This window comes from Candidatus Bathyarchaeota archaeon, assembly GCA_026014805.1.
Classification (GTDB): Archaea; Thermoproteota; Bathyarchaeia; order Bathyarchaeales; family SOJC01; genus JAGLZW01.
Genome location: JAOZHR010000004.1, coordinates 55,563 through 76,323 on the forward strand (window position 1 = coordinate 55,563; position 20,761 = coordinate 76,323).

19 protein-coding genes are annotated in these 20,761 nt (G+C 43.9%); 12 read left to right on the forward strand and 7 right to left on the reverse strand.

All coding sequences use genetic code 11. From position 1 onward, the window contains the following. Positions 1-53 precede the first annotated feature (53 nt). On the forward strand, positions 54-1,055 hold the full coding sequence (locus tag NWE91_00865; protein MCW3984954.1) for a hypothetical protein: 1,002 nt from the start codon (positions 54-56) through the stop codon (positions 1,053-1,055). 82 nt (positions 1,056-1,137) lie between these two features. On the opposite strand, the gene NWE91_00870 is transcribed toward NWE91_00865, so the two are convergent. Next, positions 1,138-1,746, reverse strand: coding sequence for an L-threonylcarbamoyladenylate synthase (locus NWE91_00870; protein ID MCW3984955.1), 609 nt, complete (start codon positions 1,744-1,746; stop codon positions 1,138-1,140). Between the two features lie 240 nt (positions 1,747-1,986). Here NWE91_00870 and NWE91_00875 point away from each other — a divergent pair, with 240 nt between their 5' ends. Together NWE91_00875 and NWE91_00880 are read left to right on the forward strand one after the other, a co-directional pair. Then, positions 1,987-2,958: an isoaspartyl peptidase/L-asparaginase gene (locus NWE91_00875; GenBank protein MCW3984956.1), complete on the forward strand. Its 972-nt coding sequence runs from the start codon at positions 1,987-1,989 to the stop codon at positions 2,956-2,958. Between the two features lie 302 nt (positions 2,959-3,260). Continuing rightward, on the forward strand, positions 3,261-4,502 hold the full coding sequence (locus NWE91_00880) for a redox-regulated ATPase YchF (protein ID MCW3984957.1): 1,242 nt from the start codon (positions 3,261-3,263) through the stop codon (positions 4,500-4,502). Between the two features lie 79 nt (positions 4,503-4,581). Here NWE91_00880 and NWE91_00885 read toward each other — a convergent pair whose 3' ends face one another. Then, entirely contained in the window at positions 4,582-5,064 is a 483-nt protein-coding gene (locus tag NWE91_00885; protein ID MCW3984958.1) for a DUF3788 domain-containing protein, read from the reverse strand. A gap of 220 nt (positions 5,065-5,284) precedes the next feature. Continuing rightward, on the reverse strand, positions 5,285-6,481 hold the full coding sequence (locus NWE91_00890) for a tRNA (guanine(10)-N(2))-dimethyltransferase (protein ID MCW3984959.1): 1,197 nt from the start codon (positions 6,479-6,481) through the stop codon (positions 5,285-5,287). A 75-nt stretch (positions 6,482-6,556) separates the two neighbouring features. Here NWE91_00890 and NWE91_00895 point away from each other — a divergent pair, with 75 nt between their 5' ends. Both NWE91_00895 and rnhB read left to right on the forward strand, forming a co-directional pair. Then, positions 6,557-7,114: an NTPase gene (locus NWE91_00895; protein MCW3984960.1), complete on the forward strand. Its 558-nt coding sequence runs from the start codon at positions 6,557-6,559 to the stop codon at positions 7,112-7,114. Positions 7,115-7,118: 4 nt separating this feature from the next. Beyond that, positions 7,119-7,799, forward strand: coding sequence for a ribonuclease HII (rnhB, locus tag NWE91_00900; protein MCW3984961.1), 681 nt, complete (start codon positions 7,119-7,121; stop codon positions 7,797-7,799). On the opposite strand, the gene NWE91_00905 is transcribed toward rnhB, so the two are convergent. From NWE91_00905 to NWE91_00915, 3 genes are all read right to left on the reverse strand, one after another. Beyond that, positions 7,789-8,730: a helix-turn-helix domain-containing protein gene (locus NWE91_00905; GenBank protein MCW3984962.1), complete on the reverse strand. Its 942-nt coding sequence runs from the start codon at positions 8,728-8,730 to the stop codon at positions 7,789-7,791. The genes rnhB and NWE91_00905 overlap by 11 nt on opposite strands. Positions 8,731-8,826: 96 nt before the next feature. Next, the gene (locus NWE91_00910; protein ID MCW3984963.1) at positions 8,827-9,519 is read right to left on the reverse strand and encodes a fibrillarin-like rRNA/tRNA 2'-O-methyltransferase; all 693 of its coding nucleotides are present in this window, start codon (positions 9,517-9,519) and stop codon (positions 8,827-8,829) included. Beyond that, positions 9,503-10,753, reverse strand: coding sequence for a C/D box methylation guide ribonucleoprotein complex aNOP56 subunit (locus NWE91_00915; protein MCW3984964.1), 1,251 nt, complete (start codon positions 10,751-10,753; stop codon positions 9,503-9,505). The genes NWE91_00910 and NWE91_00915 overlap by 17 nt, the downstream gene beginning before the upstream one ends. 75 nt (positions 10,754-10,828) lie before the next feature. Between NWE91_00915 and NWE91_00920 the strand changes: the two genes are divergently transcribed. From NWE91_00920 to NWE91_00935, 4 genes are all read left to right on the forward strand, one after another. Then, positions 10,829-11,743: a dihydroorotate dehydrogenase gene (locus tag NWE91_00920; protein MCW3984965.1), complete on the forward strand. Its 915-nt coding sequence runs from the start codon at positions 10,829-10,831 to the stop codon at positions 11,741-11,743. Next, positions 11,718-12,545 carry a dihydroorotate dehydrogenase electron transfer subunit gene (locus NWE91_00925; GenBank protein ID MCW3984966.1) on the forward strand — a complete coding sequence of 276 codons (828 nt, stop codon included), beginning with the start codon at positions 11,718-11,720 and terminating at the stop codon, positions 12,543-12,545. The genes NWE91_00920 and NWE91_00925 overlap by 26 nt, the downstream gene beginning before the upstream one ends. Positions 12,546-12,653: 108 nt before the next feature. Further along, a complete protein-coding gene (gene ileS / locus NWE91_00930) occupies positions 12,654-15,683 on the forward strand; it encodes an isoleucine--tRNA ligase (GenBank protein ID MCW3984967.1) in 3,030 nt (1,009 codons plus the stop codon). A 74-nt stretch (positions 15,684-15,757) separates the two neighbouring features. Further along, entirely contained in the window at positions 15,758-16,003 is a 246-nt protein-coding gene (locus NWE91_00935; GenBank protein MCW3984968.1) for a GYD domain-containing protein, read from the forward strand. 18 nt (positions 16,004-16,021) lie between these two features. On the opposite strand, the gene NWE91_00940 is transcribed toward NWE91_00935, so the two are convergent. Beyond that, the gene (locus tag NWE91_00940; protein MCW3984969.1) at positions 16,022-17,137 is read right to left on the reverse strand and encodes a site-2 protease family protein; all 1,116 of its coding nucleotides are present in this window, start codon (positions 17,135-17,137) and stop codon (positions 16,022-16,024) included. Between the two features lie 460 nt (positions 17,138-17,597). Between NWE91_00940 and NWE91_00945 the strand changes: the two genes are divergently transcribed. The 3 genes from NWE91_00945 to NWE91_00955 all read left to right on the forward strand — a co-directional run bounded on the left by NWE91_00945 (position 17,598) and on the right by NWE91_00955 (position 20,756). Continuing rightward, positions 17,598-18,257 carry an MBL fold metallo-hydrolase gene (locus NWE91_00945; protein ID MCW3984970.1) on the forward strand — a complete coding sequence of 220 codons (660 nt, stop codon included), beginning with the start codon at positions 17,598-17,600 and terminating at the stop codon, positions 18,255-18,257. 346 nt (positions 18,258-18,603) lie between these two features. Beyond that, positions 18,604-19,878 carry a hydroxymethylglutaryl-CoA reductase, degradative gene (locus NWE91_00950; GenBank protein ID MCW3984971.1) on the forward strand — a complete coding sequence of 425 codons (1,275 nt, stop codon included), beginning with the start codon at positions 18,604-18,606 and terminating at the stop codon, positions 19,876-19,878. Further along, positions 19,875-20,756, forward strand: a complete 882-nt coding sequence (locus NWE91_00955) for a ribose-phosphate pyrophosphokinase (GenBank protein MCW3984972.1) — start codon at positions 19,875-19,877, stop codon at positions 20,754-20,756. Before NWE91_00950 ends, NWE91_00955 begins: the two co-directional genes overlap by 4 nt. The last annotated feature ends 5 nt before the right edge of the window (positions 20,757-20,761 follow it).

The following is a 20,761-nucleotide window of genomic DNA, read 5'->3' on the forward strand; positions in this document are numbered from 1 at the left end:
ACGCATGTCATAATATATGACGTGTGTCATAGAAACAATGGAGGAAACTTCTTTTGAAAAAAACCTCTTCTCCTTTCTCCCCCCAAAGGAACACTCGTCACAATGACCAAGCTCCTGTGACATACGTCCCCCACAAAGGGCATATGGAGAGCCGAAAGCTTGTTGGAGATTCGTTATGGCTATCAAGGAAAATGGTTGATGACGGTTGTAGCTTGGAACAGACGTTACAGATGATGGAGGAACGATGTAAAAGCTGCAGTGTTATTTCACCATTGTCATGTGTAGAACATTGTGAAACTTGGAAAGTGAAGAAAGAGCTTCGGGAAACCAACAAGGTTCTATCAGAGAACAATCATGAGCTTAAGTTGCTGAATGCCATTAAAAACCAGAGAAGACTCGCAATACTTGGCATTCTTCGTGAACGATCCTTATCGCTTGATGATCTACAGAAAAAACTTAGAAACCATGGATTCCATCACAGTCAGAAGACAATTGATGACTATTTAAAACCTTTATTTAAAGCATGCCTAGTGAAAGAAAGAAACAAACGCCTTGGGCTTACATTGTATGGTGGAAAGATTCACGATGCCATGGTTAGACATTGTTTTTCAGGACAACTGCCAATCCACTCTGGCGGTTATGAGGAAGAAATACTCAGAAGTCTTATTGATTGCGCGAAGACTCGTGGCGAGTTATTCGATGTTGCTTCTACGAAGAGCTTATCCAGGACTTTGAAGCGTCTACAGGAGCGTGAGCTGATATTTAATAATTCTCCTTCAGATCGCGTTTTCTACTTCCGTACGAAGAGGGCGTTGTCTTTAGAGCGGCTTTCGTCAACGCAGAAGAGAATTTGCGACGCGATTCCGCAAGCCGGCATTTCTGCCCACCACTTATCTAAAGTTGTTTGTATTAATTTACGTAGAACATACAAGTATTTGCGAAGTTTGAGGGGGAAGAAATTGGTTTTCAGACGGTGTGTGCCGATTAGATATGAGTTAACGATGAAGGGAAGGGCAATAGCCGAGTTTTTGGAAGAAATCGCTTTTATCACTTAGATGTCTTACATGCGTAGATTTTCATCACAAAAGTTCCCTTCTGCCTGATTTAGAGCTTACGTTAAAGAATCTAGATTAAGCGTCAAACGGACTTTTCAAAAGATTCCATTATATCTTCAAGATTTACAGGACCCTTGCGTAAAACCTTTAGTCTTTCACAAGTCAAATCCAAAATAGTTGAAGAAACTCCGAGTTCAACCATCCCGCCGTCAAGAATCATATCCACCTTCCCATTCAATTGTTCATAAACCTCAGCAGCAGTAGATGGAGGCTGCGCCCCGGTTTTGTTAGCGCTGGTGCCTATGAGAAGCCCACCTGACAATCTTATAAGCTTGAGTGCAACTTTGTGATTCGGTATCCTAACACCAATGGTCGTTAAACTAAATGTGACAAGGTTGGAAGGACGTTTTCTGGGTAATATTAGAGTTAAAGGTCCAGGCCAGAATTTTTCACCAATTCTTCTGGCTTTTTCAGAGGGTTCCGCTACTCTATTAATGTCGTTTAAGCTATATGCAAGAATGGGCAGGGGCTTGTCTCGTGTGCCTTTTACGTGGATAAGCTTCTCAACGGCGCTAACGTTGAAAGGGTCACAGCCTAGACCGTAAACGGTGTCTGTTGGATAAACAATTAATCCACCTTTCTTGACGATTTTTGCGGCAGCTCTGACATTCTTGAGCGTTGCCTTTAATATGTGCGTTTTTTGAACCTCCTTTCTTATGTCAGCTTTAGTTTCTATAGATACAAATCAAGCAATAATTTAAGGAGGTCAGTAAGCTGGGCGCGTCACTGCCAAAGAGGCTCCACGCCGTCGCCTCACATCATCCCACAATTAAAAAACATTGCCCAACTATTAGCTGTTTCCATCAACAGAGATTTTAAATCCTTTAAAAAGCATTGTAGCTAATCTCAAAGCAATAGGGATTATACTGTGATGAATGTGCAGAGGCCGACGATAATAGTTCACGGTGGTGCCGGAGAATGGCGTCCAAAAAGACGAGAAGCAGGCATCATAGGGGTTAAAGAGGCAGCAAAGTCTGGGTTTGACTTTTTGAAACAAAACGGGAACGCTCTTGATGCCGTGGAGTCCGCAGTTATGTCAATGGAAGACAATGAAATCTTCAACGCAGGGTTAGGGTCATCGTTAGCCCTCGATAAACGTATCGAAATGGAGGCTTCCATAATGGATGGCAAAACACTATCGGCAGGAGCGGTAGGACTAGTAAGCGATGTCAAACATCCCGTACATTTAGCTCGTATTGTCATGGAAAACACCGATCACATTTTCATAGTGGGACAAAGCGCAGAGAAATTGGCTGAAATTTTCAGCTTGGAACGGAGAAACCCAAACACTAACCTTAGGGAAAAGTACTGGCGCGAATTAAAGAACAAAATGACACAAGACGAGCTTAGCTATTTGCCAAAGCTGTCTGAGTTATTGAAATCGCATCCCAACCTTTTTAACCTTGATACTGTCGGCGCAGTTGCAGTCGACGAAGAAGGCAACGTGGCAGCGGCAACATCTACAGGTGGGATTTCTCTAAAAGTTCCAGGACGCATAGGAGATTCACCTTTGATAGGCTGCGGCAACTACGCTGATAACGAAGCAGGCGCATGTTCAGCCACGGGAATAGGAGAAATTGCCATTCGACTCGTTCTGGCGAAAAGCACGTGCGACTTAGTACGCATAGGACAAACGCCGCAGAAAGCCACCGAAAGCTCAATTCAAGAGGTAAACCGTAGAATGCAGAACGTTTCCAACCAAATGGGTTTGATAGCTGTTGACTCTGAAGGCAGAATTGGCGCAGCACACAATTCGCATCACCTGGTTTGGGCTTATATGACGCCTCAAATTCGTAGTCCAAAAGCCTTCTTAAGGGCGGAAATTTTGAAGACCCCTGTCTAGGATGCTACTCCTTTCGCTCTTTTTTGCCATCTCTCACATAGAAACGCTTGAAAAGCTGATTTTTTGTGTATGAACGTTGAGGAAGCTGTCAGAAATTTCCAACGGCGAGGTAAAAACGATGGGGGAAGAGGAGGAATAGTAGCTGCTCAGCCTCAACCTGTTCTTTCTATTTTTTTCCCTGGTCCTTTATAACCATCAATTTGGTGTAATGAGGCTCAACTTTTATGTAGCCACCAGGAAGCGCTTTACTTTTCAAAAGCATTTATTCATCCTCAACAAATCTATTCATTAGGTTGACAGTAATGTCCATAGCGGGCAAAAAAACTCGACCATACTCTATTGGAATTGTCGGTAAACCTAATGTAGGCAAATCAACATTTTTTTCTGCCGCCACATTGGCACCTGCAGAGATAGCTAATTACCCGTTTACCACCATAAAGCCGAACCTGGGGATTGGATACATTCGCACACCCTGTGTTCATGAAGAATTCAACGTAAAAGATAACCCCGTCAATTCGCTATGTTTGGACGGTGTGCGACTCATCCCTGTGGAGTTGATTGACTGCGCTGGATTAGTGCCCGGAGCATGGCAAGGACGTGGACTAGGAAACCAGTTTTTAGACGAGATTCGAAAGGCTGATGCGCTAATCCACATTGTTGATGCAGCTGGGGCCACAGACATTGAGGGCAAAAGGTGCAAGCCAGGCACACATGACCCCTTAGAGGATGCGCGTTTCCTTGAAGTTGAGATTACAATGTGGATAGCTAATATTTTGAAACGTGATTGGGCAAAGATGGCAAGGACCATTGAATCTGGAGGGGCAGGAGTTGATTTGCTTAGTCAGCTTGAAGAGAGATTAAGCGGCTTATCTATTAAGCGTGGACACATTTTCGAGGCAATTAGGCAAAGTGGGTTAAATGCTGATAAACCAGCTTCGTGGAGTGAAGAAGAACTTCTCAAGTTTATAGATACCTTAAGAAGAATTGCAAAGCCTATGCTAGTTGCAGCAAATAAAATTGACCTACCCACAGCTGAAGAAAACGTAGAGCGATTGAAACAACAAGATTATTTTGTGATTTCATGCAGTGCAGAGGCTGAACTGGCATTACGTAGGGCTACAGAAAAGGAGTGGATAGATTACAAGCCGGGCGACTGCAACTATAACATTCTTAAACCAGCCGTCCTAACCGAAACACAGCAGAAAGCCCTTCAGACAATTAAGGAAAGAATCTTAACCCCATTCGGCACCACGGGAGTACAAGAAGCCATAAACGCAGCATACTTCAAACTTCTAAACTGCATAGTTGTCTACCCAGTAGAGGACATAGAGAAACTCAGTAACCATAAAGGAGAGGTTTTGCCTGATGCTTACATTGTTCCTTACGGAACAACCGCCCGGCAGCTTGCCTACCTTATCCATACGGAACTTGGCGACAATTTCATCTATGCCGTAGAAGTGCGCGAGAAAAAACGCATAGGTGAAGACCATGTATTGAAAGACAGGGACGTAATCACTATTGTAAGTGCCAAAAAAAGAGCCTAAAATGGTTCGCTTAATTGATGGGAAAGCTTATGTGGCGGTCTTGAGAGGGCGATAATCTAGTCTGATAGTTATTTGAGCTTCAGGATTTAGTCTTGTTCGGCTTTCTTTTTATTTGTAGAAGTTTTTTTACGTCGTTAGCATCACTTGTTGTTAATATTCTAAGCCATAACCAGCGTCCATCATGCAATTGTTCAGTGTCCTCTAGAAAATTGCGGATTTTAGAACTCAGTTCATCTCGCATTGAAAGAGCTTTTTCAGATTCTTTCTTGCCAAGAACTACCAGAACTGTGAATCCACCTTTCTCAGGGAAAAGTGAGCATAAAGTTTTGCCGCTTTTGCGGTAACGGATTGTCCATCCGTACTTTGCTCCATAAAACACCGTTTCAGGTACAAGACCATAATAGTCTTCAATAAACTGTCTTACATCTAACCAAGCTTTCTTTGCGGGTTCTCCAATGAAACTCATAATTTTTTGTTCGGTAGGATTGTTTGTCTTATCTGTCATCCGATGAAAATCTTGCCCCATATCGGTCAACAGTACTCCTCTCTCTCGTTTCAACATTTTAATGTCCTTTGCCTCAGTATTTATCCTTTATGAAGAATCATTTGATTGAATTTAGAATGATCTATAGCCCTTAAATGATTTGCAATATGGAGATTTTATGATTCTAATTGGTTCTTTTAGCTCAGCTACAGCTTTTTCAACCTACATGCCAAATAAACCGGGCAAAGGCAAAACAAGAAAAGTTTTTAGTGCTAGTTATATTAACCAAGTATTCGATTCAGCACATCTCGGCGATTGTTTCTTTGACTATTTTAGCTGGAGCATCTGTCTTGACGCCGTGGGTTTTAAAGTGTGTAAAGCTCACTTGATACCCTGCCTTTTCCAGCTCTGCAATTACCTTCTTTATTGACGGCACAGGCAAGCCAAGTTTATCACAAATCTTGTCCACCATATAATACGTAATAGGAGCATTTGCCTCTTCCTTCGTCAGAATTAAAAGCTTACGAATATTCTTTTTGCGCTTGAAATTCTTAGTTTTTGCTTCTCTCTCCATAGAAGCAATAAAATCTTCGCTGACGATTTTATCTATCCAAAGAGGCCCAGCAACACTCATCCTGTTGCCGCATTCTGGGCATGCTTCTTTCTTGCAATGGAACATTCCGGCTGATATTTCTCTGTGAAAGCAAGCAAAGCAATGGTCAACATATCCCATGTTCTTTAGACTGGCATCTGCCTTTTTAGCTCCATAATCCACCATGGCATAAAGCCTGATGTAATGCTCCGAACTGTGGCTGAACATCACTTTGACACCAACATCATATTTAGCTGCGGTTCTTGCCAAAGCTCCAGCTAACAAACGCACAGCCAACTCGTGGCAATACTCAGTTCGCAACGGTTTTCCACCGTACTTTCGCACGCATGCTTTAGGATGTACGCCACACAAAGGAGCCAAATCAGTAGCAGTCAATGCCAACAGCCCACCACTTCGTAGAGCCCTCAAAGCGGAATCTGCATAAGGCATGGGCGACCCAAAAGGGTCAATGTCAACATAGTCAAACCTTTTTTTAGGGGCTGCGAAACGACTTAGCAAAAAATTTGCGTCTTCGTTCTCCACAGTAAACTTGTCTACCAATCCATTCTTTTCTACGTTAAACTTCGTTAAACGATATGCTTCGCTATTAATGTCGTTAACCACCACTTTCCTCACACTTCCAACCTCTCTTGCAAAGCGTATCCCCCGAATTCCGCAACCAGCCAATGGTTCACAAATCGCTAACTCCCGCCCAACAAGTCGTTGAAAAGCCTGCAATGCCAAAACTGCCAGATCACGATTCAACTCCATTACGGGATTGTAGAACACGGGCGCCTTCGACGGCGCGTAATCGGAAGGTTTCTTCACAAAAGCCTTAAGTCTCGGCACAGCAACCTGAACCACACCTTCAGTAATAACTTCCATAGGAAAATGAAAGCTCAACCTCTTCACTCGACCGCAAGAAACGTTGGCCTCCAACACTTAAAAACAATTCACGAAACACATGATGGTGACAGAATGAAACGCCTAACATTCATAACTGGCTCTCCAAGAACGGGGAAAACAACCGTGTTGCTTAAAGCAGCAGAGCAGCTGAGCGTAAGAGGCTACAAACTAGGTGGCATGATTAGTGGAGAAATTCGTGAAAAGGGTGTCCGAGTAGGCTTCGAAGTCCGCGACTATGCATCGGATAAGAGAGGATGGCTTGCACATGTTAGTCAACCTGTAGGTCCTCGAATAGGCAAATATCGAGTTAACCTTGACGACCTCAACTTAATAGGCGTGACAGCCATTCTGAACGCCTTAAATAACGCAGATATAGTGCTGATTGACGAAATCGGTCCCATGGAGTTATTCTCTGAAACCTTTAGAGACGCTGTGCAAAAGGCGGTTAATAGCTCTAAACCAGTACTTGGCACGATTCACTACCGCGCTCAACACAACCTTATCAAACAGATCAAATCTAGGAAGGATGCAGACGTAATTGAAGTTACTCAAGAAACTAGAGCTAAACTTCTCATTTCGATTGTAAACAAGATTATTAAGTTTATGCAACAAGGATTGTATGAGGGCTGACTGCATGCGAATATTAGGCGTAGATGAGGCGGGCCGCGGCTGTGTTATCGGTTCTTTAGTTATTGCAGGGGTGCTAATAGATGAAACGCGTCAGCTTGAACTTTTTAAACTTGGAGTGAAGGACAGCAAACTTCTGTCACGTCGCCGACGAGAACTATTAGCCAAAGAAATTAAACAAATCGCAATCGACACACACATGGTCAAACTCTTCCCTGCGGAAATAGACAAGGCAGTCAACAGTCGAAGAAAGCTACATAAGCTTAACCGTTTGGAAGCACGAACTATGGCAGACGTAATCGAAGCACTCAGACCCGACGTTGCAATCGTCGATGCTTCTGACGTCTTAGCAAACCGCTTCAAACATCACATTAAGGAATGTCTTTCCTTTCCAGTGCAAGTGATATCAGAACATAAAGCGGACAGAAACTATCCAGTTGTTTCTGCTGCCTCTATAATTGCTAAAGTTGAAAGAGACTGTGACATAGACAAATTGAAATCTCAACATGGCGACTTTGGAAGCGGCTATATGGCGGATTCAAAAACCGCAGTTTTCCTTGAAACCCTCGCAAGAAGAAGCAGTGTGTACCCAGATTTTGTGCGCCGATCTTGGAAACCCGCAAAAGCAGCTAAGGCAAACGCGAAAATGAAGCAAATCAAGCTATGCGGAGACGTAGCTAAAGCTTAGCCATCAAGTCTTCAGGAGATGCAATCTTCTCCAAATCTTCACGATGGATAAGAGGAACATTGTCAATGGAAATATTCTTGCTGTCGGTAACAAATATGGGCTGAGCTCCTACAACCTTGCTAATGCTCACGATCTCCTCAGTTCTGACTTCGAAATTCTGATCTTCTTCGTATGCAGCAGTTACTAAAAGGTAAATCCTGCTTTTCGGAGGCTTTGCAACAAAATCGAAAGGAGCCCGTTTTAATTGGAAAACTGAAAAGTTGAACTGAAGCAGTTTCCTAATGACAAATTGGAGAAAGCGGCTTTCACTAATTATGCGTTTTGCGGCGGAAAGAAACCCCTCAGGGTTTTCTGAATATCGAAAAATGTCGATAGGCTTTATGACAGGCATGCCCAAGACCCACTCAAGCTTGTAAGCCGTTAAAACGGAAGCCTTTGCCATTCCCAGTTCATAACCATAAAGTGTTCTCCGGGAAACCCCCATGATCTCCGCCATCTTACCTATCGATAGGGCCTTCTTTAATCTCTTCTTTCTAATCGCTTTTCCATCTAATCTTACGTAATATCCTCCTGGACCCGATTCGATCAGCGGCCCCATTTCTTTGAGAAGGGCATCTTCAAGGGTCTTAAGAGTAACTGCACCTACGTTATATCTTGAATAAATTGTATCATTTTCTAGCGGTTTCTTCCGTGTTTTTTCGCAAATGAATAGTGATGCTCCGGAAAAGAGCCTTGCCATAGTTGTGAGCCCATCAGCGTCTTTTTTATAGGCATTCCCAATGTTGGGATGAACCTTAACGAAGGCAAGTTGTTTTCCTTTTCGCGCCACAAAGTCAAAACAGCTCGGTCGTGTGCAACATCTTTGTGATCGGTGGAAGCCTGCTTCTTCAAAAAGGGATTCAGCGCTGTCCAGAGTTTTCTTTCTGTCCATCTCCTCCCCCTCAGTTGTAAACCAATGTGTAAAAGTTGCATATAAACATGTTTGTAAATTCAAATGTTAGAATAAGATACGGATGCAATTAGAAGTTTAAATTTTTGATACAATCATTGCGTGTGCTTTGTCGTATGGTTCAAGTTGTACAACTTCCTTTACAGCGAACCCGCGGCTCTTCAATATATTTACTTCTTGCCTATACACAACTACTGGTTTTTTAGTTATGTCGATGCTTTGAGACTTAACCGCCAGCAGAGCCCACCCATCCTCCTTCAAGAAAAGCTTTGCGTTATCCGCTAAAACTTTTGCTTGTTCGGGCTGCGCTACGTCACAGTAGATGTCATCAACTTTCTCAACAAACATCGCATATTTTCTAGGCATTCTTGCGTCTTCCAATATCGGCGTCATGTTAAAGCGAAAAGCGCATACGTTGTTTACTAGTTCGCGCATGACGCGAGCGGCAAATTCCACACAGTAGACGTGTCCGCTTTCTCCCACCAAGTCGGAAACGTGGCTGGCTGTCGTTCCAGAGGCTGCCCCGAGATACAAAACCCTATGGCCTGGTCGTATAGGTACCGTAGTTAACCCTTTCAAAATGGCTGCTGCAAGCTTGCTACGGAAAGGATCCCAGACCCTATACTCGATACCCTTGAGGGAAATTAAACGTTCGCCATAAACGTTCTTTCTTGGAACCAAATTCTCAGTAGCCAATCTTCGTGAACCGTCTTCTAATCTGACCCGGTAAATTCCAGCAAATTTCGGATGAGGCTTAACGTCCACGACCACGTTTCTTTCTCCTTTTATGACGCGGCTGAAACCTTTTCTCTTGCTTATATTCTCTCTGTGATGGAGCTTTCGGGTATTTCTCTTTGATCTCGGCAACTCGCTTTTCTAAGTCTGCTTTCAAAGAATCGCCTATGTATCTACCGCTGAAAGCATCGGTTCTAGCTGCTATAGCTAGTTTTCCCGACAATGCTCTCGACATCTTCCCTCTTTGCCATTTTTCAGCGTCATGAATTAAGGCGTCTTGGAATATTACCCCGTGTTTTGGCGGTCTCGTTCCTGTCTTCAAGGCTCTAAAAAGAGCTTTTTCAGCACCTAAAACTTGGATGGTACTTGAAGGCATTTTCGCAAGGTTAGTCAACCCTCCTGCTAATGCTATCAAACGAGCTGCCAGTAGAGAGCCTACTAAAGCCTGGATGTTGGGCGCAACCTCTCCTACAGTTGAATCTGCATACTTTTGCAGGGCCTGTCTTAAATTGTAGAGTTCTAGTGTTTGCTTGCAAAGAGCTTGGATTTGTTCGATATCTGTCTCTGTTAGTTCCGCACCCATCGAGTTTTCCGCAGTTCCTACAATTTGCGCAACTTTGTTTGCAGGCAAACCTTCCTTTTCCAAGCTTTCTGTAGTAAAATCTAATCTCTTACCCAGGTTCAAAACGAGCCTTGCATAGGTTTCATGTTTTTCTATCATGCGATCGAGCTCTGGAAAATGCAATCCGTACCATTCACGTATCCGACCCATGAACAAATTAGCAGTTTTATCTAAATCGTCAATACTCAGTATGGCCTGAGCAACCATCAAGTCTCTTTTCTCCCCCGCCTTCCTCACTCTTAATCGGGTAAGCTCAACCGAAACTTCACGAATCAACTCTCGCAATTCTTGCGACTGCTTAACAAACCCAACTTCCAAGGCAAACTTTTCCATGTCTTTACGTAGAATTTCGCCTTGCTGAGAGGGCTGGGCAATGCTTGTTTCTACTTTCATTTTTTTCTTCACAGTTTCCGCAATTGTAGCATTCTCAAAAATAAAAATAGTGTACCTCCTTTTCTTCAATCTTTTAGCCAATGAAATTATTTCATCCACCGTTTTTCCAGAGTCGACTGAGTCCAGTTTTTCAGCTATAAGCTTGGGATCCTTCTTAAACAAAAGTTTATCAATTATTTGGTCTTCTTCGCCGAAGCCAAAAACGCCTATTAGGGAGACTATTATAGTTGCCTTCACGTTTTTTCTCCTCAACATGATTTATTCAATCTAACCTTTTCCTAACCTTTATCTCTGCTAATGAATAACCTTTACTGAAATGGAGCATTCCATATGGTTAATCCTTTGACAGTAGAAATCGCTGGTTTGAAACTCGCTAATCCAACAATGCTTGCGGCTGGAATATTAGGCATGTCTGGTTTAACATTGAAACGCGTAGCCGAGGCGGGAGCCGGTGCAGTGGTCACAAAGTCTTTAGGCTTGAAATCTCGTAGCGGTTACACAAATCCCACAGTGGTTCAAGTTGAAGGTGGACTGATTAATGCTATGGGTCTTCCTAACCCCGGTATTGAACATTTCGCTCAAGAACTGCAACAGACAAAAAAAATCAGAGTTCCGATAATTGTGAGCATATACGCCTTTTCGCTACAAGAGTTTGCAGTAATAGCGAAAAAAGCTTTGAAAATGGCTGTGGACGCGTTGGAGCTAAATATTTCATGTCCCCATGCTGAGGGGACTGGAGCTGAAATTGGGCAAGACCCGAAACTGGTTGAAGAGGTTGTGAAAGAGGTTAAGAGAGGCGTAGACAAACCAGTATTTGTCAAGTTGACGCCAAACGTTGCTAACATTGCAAAAATAGCCAAAGCAGCGGAGAAAGGGGGAGCTGACGCCATAACTGCCATAAACACTGTAAAAGCTATGGTCATAGATGTGGAAACAGCTAAACCAATCCTCGGAAACAAGTTCGGGGGCTTGTCAGGTCCTGCAATAAAGCCCATAGCAGTGAGATGTGTATACGAAATTTATGATGCAGTAAAAATCCCAATTATCGGGTGCGGCGGGATATCCACATGGCAAGATGCCGTAGAATTCATGGAGGCAGGCGCCTCTGCAGTTCAAACAGGGACCGCAATAGCCACGAAAGGATTAAACGTGTTCAAGCAGGTTACTAATGGAATCGAAGCGTTTTTGGAAAAGAAGGGATTTGGTAGCGTGAAAGAAATTGTCGGTCTATCGCATCAAAACTAATGCTCTAAGAACAGTGAAAATAGAGAAAGTCGTTCAAGAAAGCTCACTGGTCAGAACATTCTTATTCAACGACAAACTCTGCGCCAAAGGCAAGCCAGGGCAGTTCATTATGATTTGGCTTCCAGGCTTTGACGAACTTCCTATGAGCATCTCCTCAACCCACCCAAATGGCTTAGCATCAATAACAGTAGCCAATGTTGGAGAAGCTACAGAGCTTTTGCACGAAAAAGAAAAAGGCGATATTATCGGCGTTCGAGGACCTTTCGGCAATAGCTTCAAACCAGTTAGGGGTAATGTGCTTCTCGTGGGTGGTGGGACTGGAATTGCCCCTTTAGCTTTTCTGGCAGAGAAATTGTCTGAGTTGAAGGTTGAAATGTCTTTTCTGTTGGGGGCAAAAACTAAGGAGGAACTGCTTTTCCTGTCCAAGATAAAGAGTACGCTTTCGAAAACTGGAAAAGGAATATTTGCCTCCACCGAAGATGGAAGTTACGGGCACAAAGGAGTTGTAACCGAACTTGCAGAAGAAACCTTGGCGAAGGACGAGTTTGACACAATTTATGCTTGTGGCAAGGAACCTATGCTTTTTAAAATTTTCATTTTAGCTGAAAAACATGAAACGTTACTACAGGCAAGTTTGGAGAGACTTATGCGTTGTGCTATAGGCTTGTGTGGCAGCTGCACCATTGGCAAATATCGCGTATGTGTTGACGGGCCCGTCTTTACATGTAAGCAGCTTCAGGAAGTTAAAGACGAGTTTGGACGTTTCAAAAGAGACTTCAATGGCAGAAAAATACCTGTTTAGAACTCAAAGCAAAAGCTGATTGATAAACATCTTTTCTGAAAGAGTGGTTCAAAAAAGTTATATGCTGGAATAGCGTTTTCTGTGGTTGGCGGGATGTGTTGATGAAAGGTGACCGTCAAATTCGAAGCTGATTCTAAACGTTGGCTTACCCTAGGCTACCCCCCGCTTGAACTAGAACAAAAAGTTCGAGAATTTTGGGAAAAAAACCACACGGTTGAGAAACTAGAACAACTCAGATTGAAAAATAACAAAGGCATCTTAGGCTACGTTGAAGGCCCTCCAACACTGAACGGATACCCCCACGTAGGCCACATTCGTGGACGAGTCATTAAGGACCTGCGTTACCGATGGAAGTTAATGCAAGGCTTTTACATTCCCTTCTGGACGGGCTGGGACTGCCAAGGGTTACCAGTTGAACTAGAAGTAGAACGCCAATTAGGCGTAAAAAACAAGAAAGATTTGCTGGAGCGAGTAGGAGAAGAACGATTCGTAGCTGAATGCAAGAAGGCTATAATAAAGTATTACGATGCTTGGCACAGCGTTGATATTAAAGCAGGCGTGTTCATAAATGACAAAAAAGCCTACTGGACATACCTAGACGAATATATAGAGCGCGAATGGAAATACCTCAAACGCGCTTGGGACCAAGGGTTACTGGGCGAAGGCCACTACGTGGTAGCCTACTGCCCCCACTGCCAAACCTCGCTAAGCAACGCCGAAGTAGGCATGGGCTACGAAGAAGTTGAAGACCCCTCGCTTTACTTCAAATTCAAAATCGCAAAAACGAAAAACGAATATTTCCTCGTCTGGACCACGATGCCCTTCACACTAGTCACTGACTTGATGTTAGCGGTGCATCCAGATGCGGAGTACGCTAAAGTCAAGGTGAAAGACGAAACTTGGATAATGGTAAGACAACGGGTAGAACCGACGATGCAAGAGCTCGAAATCCAAGATTACACGGTTATCGGCACTCTTTTTGGTAAAGAGCTGGAAGGGCTGAAATATGAGTATCCATTCCTAGGCAATGTTCCAAAGCAGCAAGAACTTGATAGACATCCTCTTGTGCACACGGTTGTTTGCGAAGACTTTGTCGATGTGACAGCCGCTACAGGTGTTGTTCATCTGGCTCCTGGAAACGGTGAGGAGGACTTTGACGCTGCCCAGAAACGCGGAGTTCCCGTTTACGCTCCTTTTGACGAAGAAGTTAACTTTACTAAAGAAGCAGGTATGTTTGCGGGCTTGTTTGCAAGAGACGCTGATGACGTGGTTGTCGAGGAGCTACAGAAAAGAAACTTGCTAGTATCAGTGAAACGAATACGCCACGAATATCCAACTTGCTGGCGTTCTCATCACAAACTAGTATGGTTTGCCAGAAGGGAATACTATCTTTGGACAAACAAAATAAATGACAGAATAGTCAAGGCTGCAGAGAAAGTCGAATACTACTACGATCCCCCGAGAAACCGTTTCTTGGCGTTTCTCCGTGAAGCCAAACCTTGGTGCTTCTCAAGAGAAAGGGTCTGGGGAACACCACTTCCAGTCTGGAAATGCACGGAATGCGGACACAAAGTTCTGGTGTCAAGCAAGAAGGAGCTGTTTGAGAAAGCTTCTGAGTCTCCTAAAGGACACTTTGAACTCCACAAACCATGGATAGATCGCATCGTATTCAAATGTGAAAAGTGCGGCGGAAAGATGCATCGCGAACCTTTCGTGTTGGATGCTTGGCACAATAGCGGCGCTGCACCTTACGCAAGATTTACTGATGAAGAATTTAAACGATATGTGCCTGTTGACTTCCTTGTGGAAGCTATAGACCAAACTCGTGGATGGGCAAACACGTTACTGCTCGAGCACGTCATAATGACTGAAAAGGCAGAATCACCCTACAAAGCATATCTATTTTATGGCCATGTCCTAGACGAGAAAGGGCACAAAATGAGTAAAAGCCTCGGCAACGTCATCGATGCCAACGAATTGCTTGACAAATATTCCGCTGACCTCTTCCGGTTTTACATACTTCGAAAATGCTCTCCAATCGACTCGATGAATTTCGACGTTAAAGAACTCCGCAAGCGACCTTACCAAGTTCTCAGTACTCTCTATCACCTCTATCGCTTCTTCATGCAAAATGCTGAATACGATCATTTCGACCCGCAAAGGCATACATTGGAATGGGCTAAGGCAAATAACACCTTAAAGCTGCCAGACCGCTGGTTGTTATCAAAACTGCAAAGCACTGTGAAAAGCGTTACTGAAAAGTTTGAAAGATGCGAATTCAACTTTGCCCTCTCAGACTTGGAAGAGTTTGTTGTCAATTTTCTAAGCCGCCAATACATTCCCATGGTAAGACATGAACTTTGGAGTGACGATCAAGAAACTCGAAACCGCAGACTCACAGTATACGCTACCCTGTGGGAAACGCTGAGAATCTTGAATTTGCTCTTCAACCCAATCACACCATTTCTATGCGAAACAATGTACCAACAAGTTCACAAAACGCTAGACAAAACTCTGCTGGAATCAGTGAACTTTGAAAAGTGGCCAACTCCCGACAAAAAATTAGCAGACCTAGAGCTGGAACAGGATTTCGACACGCTTCTCAAATATGTTTCCTTAACGTACTCTGCACGACAAACATTTGAATTAAAGAGGCGATGGCCACTGAAGAAAGCGGTGTTAGCTGGACCGAAAAGTGCCCAAAAAGCTGTAAAAAAGCTTGAAAACTTGTTTCTTGAACTTGCAAACGTAAAAACTGTCGAGTATGTCGACACACTGGAAGAAATGAACTACGAATTGCGCGACAAGGGGAACGTAGCCTCAGAAAACAACCTACATGCTTTGATAGATACTCAACGAGACCAGGCGCTTCTTGGAGAAGGTTTGATGCGTGACCTTGCTCGGCGCGTTCAAGCATTGCGTAAAGAACTGGGCTTTACACCTACAAAAGTCCTAGAAGCGGTTTATTTGGCTGAATTGGATGGCGAAAACGAAAAACTGTTGAAGCCTCATCTGAAAACCATGGCGGAGTTGGTTCGCACAAAAAAGGTGCACTTACAGAAAGTTCAAGGTGAGCTTGAAGCAGAATGGCATGAATACAAGTTAGACAAGAAGAAAGTGTTTATAGCCATACCCTGAGAAACACCTTTCCTCGAATCCTACAATAATCTTTAAGAGAACAAAACCTCATATATTTTCAACGGGAGGATTTTATGCTATTCATAACACTTCTATCTCCAAAAGGAAAAGGTGCCGACGCCGTAAAACATCTCAAAACACTCAAAACGCCAAAGGGCATAACCATACGTGAAGTCTTTTTCACTTTCGGACGATATGACGGCATCATCATATTTGAAGCGGTTAATGAAGGTGCGGCAATGAAATTTATCATGCAAACAGGCTTCAACACCAACTACACCATGGAAACACTAGTCGCTGTCCCAACTAACAAAATCTAGACTTCGCTCATTTTTCCACTAGAAAATAAACAAGCAGAGAGCAAATATTACAATCAATAAGACAGCAACCAATTTCCTTGAAAGAGACAGCTTTGAAACATCATCCAAAGGTCCCGGATGCCTGTACATAGAAAGGAAGAGAACAAAAAACAGCATTAGCAAGTTTCGTGTGACTAGAAGCACCAAAATTGAAGCAAAAGTGAAAATCATGCGGACAGAATCGTTGTTAGCTATGCTTCTTAAGGTGTGACCTCCATCAAGCATTCCAGTGGGCAGCAAATTAAGCAAAGTGACGAACATTCCTATCCAACCTGCAAAAGCGACAGGATGCAATAGAATATAATAATAGTTCATGCCAGGAATTGGCTCGATTTTCACTAAAGCTTCCATGAGAAACATGAATAGAGGCGATATGGGAAGCCCCCCACCCGGCAAAGGATCGACTCTAGCTCCTATAGGTGACATGGCAATGCCGATGGCGGCCACAAAAATTGTCACGATGAATCCGGCAATTGGTCCACTAGCACCTATGTCAAACAATGAATCTCTATTCGGCGCTGTCTCTTTCTGCACAATAACCGCGCCAAAGGTCCCAATTCCTAGGAAAACCCCAGGCAGTGGAGGTGGCCCTGGAATAAAATATGGCATTGTTGCCTCCATTTTATGATAGTTAGCAGCGAATTTGTGGCCCATCTCGTGAGCACCTAATATTCCCAACAGTGCTAACGCAAAACTAGCGGCACCTATCAAGGGATTCAATCCATGTTCGACAAGGTCGAGAGAAAGAATGTATCCGGTAATGGAGACGGTGACAATAGTTAGTAGAAAGAGTATTACATTTATTATTGGTCGGCTCGGCTTCATCTTCGGTTTCGGCGAGACTTTCAACACGTTTCTTCCATTTTTCTCTCTTAGTACAGGTGTATATCCTACGTTGGCCAAGGTTCTAACAAGCCTAATGAAAGCTTGTTTTGAGTTTGGTTGTAAATTCACGTAAAATGTTGGGATACCATGATCGATCAGAGCCTCTTCTACATCAAATTCTGCAGTAACCAAAGGTTGAATTTGGTCAAACTGAGAAGTATCAATGGATTCTGTTGCTGGTTCAGGAGGGAGAGTAGGTGGTTCGCTCATAGATGTCGACTACTCAATGCAGTTTTGGAGTATTAGAAGGTTATGGGATTTAAGTATTGGTTTTCTATTAGCGATATTCGAGTTCAGAATTTGACCTGCTGAATGTCTAACGGCGCTCTTTCAATATTATTTTGCGTGTCTCCCATATTTCCACAGACTAATATTCTCTAAAATTCGACAACTCCGGCTTTCTTGACCCTTTCACATCATAGAATCACTAGATATTTCTTAAAAACTTCTTCAAGAGATATCTCTCAATTCTCTCTAGTTTTTCGTCAACAGACTCATGGACAAACCGAGCGCTGATAACCATCTTTCCTCACTCGCAAAGACTCGGAGCCGTTCAGATTAATCGTTTATGAATTGTTGAAAGTCTGAATCTGATTTTCACCGTGCTATCTCTTTTGCGTGAAAGCTAAATTATTAAGGTTGAACTGTGTTTCCAGTTGTTGGAAGGCTTATGAATTTAAAGATGTTGACTGTGGGTTCGTTGTTCACAAATTGTTACGTGGTTTGGTGTGACAAGACTAGAGAGGCGATAGTGATAGACCCCGGGTTTGATCGTCAAAGCGAGGCTGGAAAGGTTTTGCATATTTTGAAAGAGAACGGGTTAAAGGTTAAGTTTATTGTTGATACGCATGGGCATCCTGATCATACATGTGGTAACGGTGTCGTCAAAAGTGCAACCGATGCATCCATCTTAATTCATAAGTTAGATGCGGGTATGTTGGGCAGGACAGGGAAAGATTTGGAGTCATTGTTTGGCTTTCACGTTTTATCACCTGTTGCTGATAGTTTCTTAGAGGGTGGTGATGTGGTTAGGTTTGGGAGGGTTGCTTTGCGGGTTTTGCGTACACCAGGGCATAGTCCAGGAAGCATTTCGCTTATCGGAGAGGATTGTGTTTTTACTGGTGATACGTTGTTTGCGGGTTCTATTGGTCGTGTGGATTTGCCTGGAGGTTCAGGCAAGGACATTATGCGGTCATTACTGGAGAAGTTGGCTGTATTGCCGGAGAGACTCGTTGTCTATCCTGGTCATGGACCAACATCTACTATTGAGAGAGAGAAGCGTAGTAACCCTTTTTTGCAGAGGAATTTTGATGTGTCACTTCTAGGGTAAGTAGTCCACGGCGTTTAAACTGGGCTCTCTACTATATGTTGTAAATATGAATGCTGGGATGCGCAAGTGACTCCTACAGCTCTCTCTAGCTCTTGCTTGGTTTCTAATAGGAGTCTAACAGACAAAGCATGTTTGGCTTTATGAAGGCCTATGATATTTTCTCCATGCTGCTCTGCCAAAAAATCTACATTATGTGAAATCTTCGATTCAATAGAAAACGGTTCCTGCGCGCGATATGGGTTCCAACTGTTCAGAGTGCACGTTTTTCCTTCAGCCTAAAATTTCTCTTATTGGAGTTAAATTCTTATGTCTATGCAACCGTTAGGTAGCTTTGAAGTGCCAAACAATGAGTAAGATTTCCGCATTTGCAGGTTTCTACAAGTTACCGGTAAAAGAGAGGCTTCGAATCGTTAAAGAATTCGCCAACCTAACAGATGAGGAAACAAGTTTGCTCACGAACACAGGTTCTCTATCCATTGAACTTGCTGATCGCATGATAGAAAACGTCGTCGGTGCTTTCCCAGTTCCTCTAGGCATAGCTGTCAACTTCCTCATCAACAAGCGAGACTATCTAATCCCTATGGCTATCGAAGAACCTTCAGTCGTGGCAGCGGCAAGCTACGCCGCAAAGATGGCGCGCGAAGGCGGAGGCTTCCATACAACTAGCACATCACCCGTTATGATAGGTCAAATTCAAGCAGTGAATATAGAAGATCCATATCGTGCTCGAATGGCAGTCTATGGCTACAAAGAAGACATTCTCAAGAAAGCTAACGAACAAGATCCAGTTCTCGTTTCTCTAGGCGGCGGTGCTAAGGATTTAGATGCAAAAATCATCCACACTCCATCAGGTCCAATGCTCATAACCGAACTTCATGTTGACTGTCGAGACGCCATGGGCGCCAACGCAGTTAACACCATGGCAGAGGCCGTAGCTCCTATGATAGAAAGGATAACGGGCGGACGTGTCTACCTCCGCATCATCAGTAACCTTGCCACAAAGCGTTTAGCTAGAGCATACGTGACTATTCCTAAAGAAGCGGTGGGTGGAGAAGAAGTTGTGCAAGGCATAGTACAAGCATACCACTTCGCAGCCTCAGACCCTTACCGCGCAGCAACACATAACAAAGGCATTCTCAACGGCGCAATTGCTGTGGTCATCGCGACATGCAACGACCACCGCGCCATAGAAGCAGGCGCCCACGCTTACGCTGCCCGTACAGGCCACTACACAACCTTATCTTCATGGGAAAAAAACCAAAAAGGAGACTTGGCGGGTTCACTTGAAATGCCTATGGCAGTCGGCACCATAGGAGGCGCCATACGTACCCACCCCATCGCCAGAATCGCACTCAAAATCCTAGGCGTAAAATCAGCTAACGAACTCGCCGAAGTTATAACCACAGTAGGCTTGGCTCAAAATCTGGGCGCTCTCCGCGCTCTAGCACATGAAGGCATTCAACGTGGTCACATGCGGCTGCACGCCCGAAACATAGCAATCGCAGCCGGCGCCACCGACGAACTCATTGACGTTGTTACCGGCCAAATGGTGAAGGAACGCAAAATACGCATGGACAGAGCTAAAGAAATCCTTGAGCAATACCGGAAGATTAAACCATGATAATTCTGCCTGGTCCAGCAAACCAAGATCTAGCGAAACGTCTTGCAGCAGAGTTAAAAACTAGGTTAGTTCCTGTCTTTTTCAAGAAATTTCCAGACGGCGAAAGCTACATACGCATTGAAGGCGACGTACAAGACAGACACGTTATAGTCGTTCAAACTACAAGTCCACCTCAAGATGAAAGAATGATGCAGCTATTCTTGTTGGCGTCTGCCGCAAAAAACCAAGGTGCTCAAGGGGTTACAGCGGTAGTTCCTTACTTCGCGTACAGCCGCCAAGATAAAATCTTCCTTCCCGGTGAAGCTTTCAGCGTCAAGACTGTTGTTGATATGCTCAAAACGTGCGGAGTCACTCAGATAATCACTATAAACGCTCACAACCCCATGGCTTTGGAAGGTCTCAACCTTTCCATAAAAGATCTATCAGCCATCCCCTTGTTGGCGAAGTATTTCAGAGACCAGAGCTTCGAAGGTGCAGTTTCGCTGTCGATGGGCAAGAAAGGCGTGGCAACAGCAAAGGAAGCCGCAAATATACTCAAAGGCACATACGACTACATTCCAACCCGAAGAGACCGACACACTGGAAAAGTCAGCATCGAAGAGAAGACGCTTAATATTGAAAACAAAGTCGCAATTTTCTTCGACGACATCATAAGCAGTGGCGGAACAATGATAAAAGCAGTTGCTCACGCCAAAAGCCAAGGAGCAGCAAAGGTGTACGCCGCCTGTGTTCACCCTCTCTTGATGGCTGATGCTAGGGAGAGAATAATAAAGAGTGGAGCAGACGAAGTTGTAGGCACCGACAGTGTTCCAAGCCCTGTAAGCGTCGTCTCTGTGGTACCCATAATCGCCAAGGCTCTCATCAACCAAGGAGCCTAAACCTT

Bases quoted from the DNA above. Each gene is read 5' to 3' on its own strand.
- NWE91_00875 (MCW3984956.1), top strand. From the start codon at position 1,987: ATGAATGTGCAGAGGCCGACGATAATAGTTCACGGTGGTGCCGGAGAA.
- NWE91_00880 (MCW3984957.1), top strand. From the start codon at position 3,261: ATGTCCATAGCGGGCAAAAAAACTCGACCATACTCTATTGGAATTGTC.
- NWE91_00885 (MCW3984958.1), bottom strand. From the start codon at position 5,064: ATGTTGAAACGAGAGAGAGGAGTACTGTTGACCGATATGGGGCAAGAT.
- NWE91_00895 (MCW3984960.1), top strand. From the start codon at position 6,557: ATGAAACGCCTAACATTCATAACTGGCTCTCCAAGAACGGGGAAAACA.
- rnhB (MCW3984961.1), top strand. From the start codon at position 7,119: ATGCGAATATTAGGCGTAGATGAGGCGGGCCGCGGCTGTGTTATCGGT.
- NWE91_00905 (MCW3984962.1), bottom strand. From the start codon at position 8,730: ATGGACAGAAAGAAAACTCTGGACAGCGCTGAATCCCTTTTTGAAGAA.
- NWE91_00915 (MCW3984964.1), bottom strand. From the start codon at position 10,753: ATGTTGAGGAGAAAAAACGTGAAGGCAACTATAATAGTCTCCCTAATA.
- NWE91_00920 (MCW3984965.1), top strand. From the start codon at position 10,829: ATGGTTAATCCTTTGACAGTAGAAATCGCTGGTTTGAAACTCGCTAAT.
- NWE91_00935 (MCW3984968.1), top strand. From the start codon at position 15,758: ATGCTATTCATAACACTTCTATCTCCAAAAGGAAAAGGTGCCGACGCC.
- NWE91_00940 (MCW3984969.1), bottom strand. From the start codon at position 17,137: ATGAGCGAACCACCTACTCTCCCTCCTGAACCAGCAACAGAATCCATT.
- NWE91_00945 (MCW3984970.1), top strand. From the start codon at position 17,598: ATGAATTTAAAGATGTTGACTGTGGGTTCGTTGTTCACAAATTGTTAC.
- NWE91_00950 (MCW3984971.1), top strand. From the start codon at position 18,604: ATGAGTAAGATTTCCGCATTTGCAGGTTTCTACAAGTTACCGGTAAAA.
- NWE91_00955 (MCW3984972.1), top strand. From the start codon at position 19,875: ATGATAATTCTGCCTGGTCCAGCAAACCAAGATCTAGCGAAACGTCTT.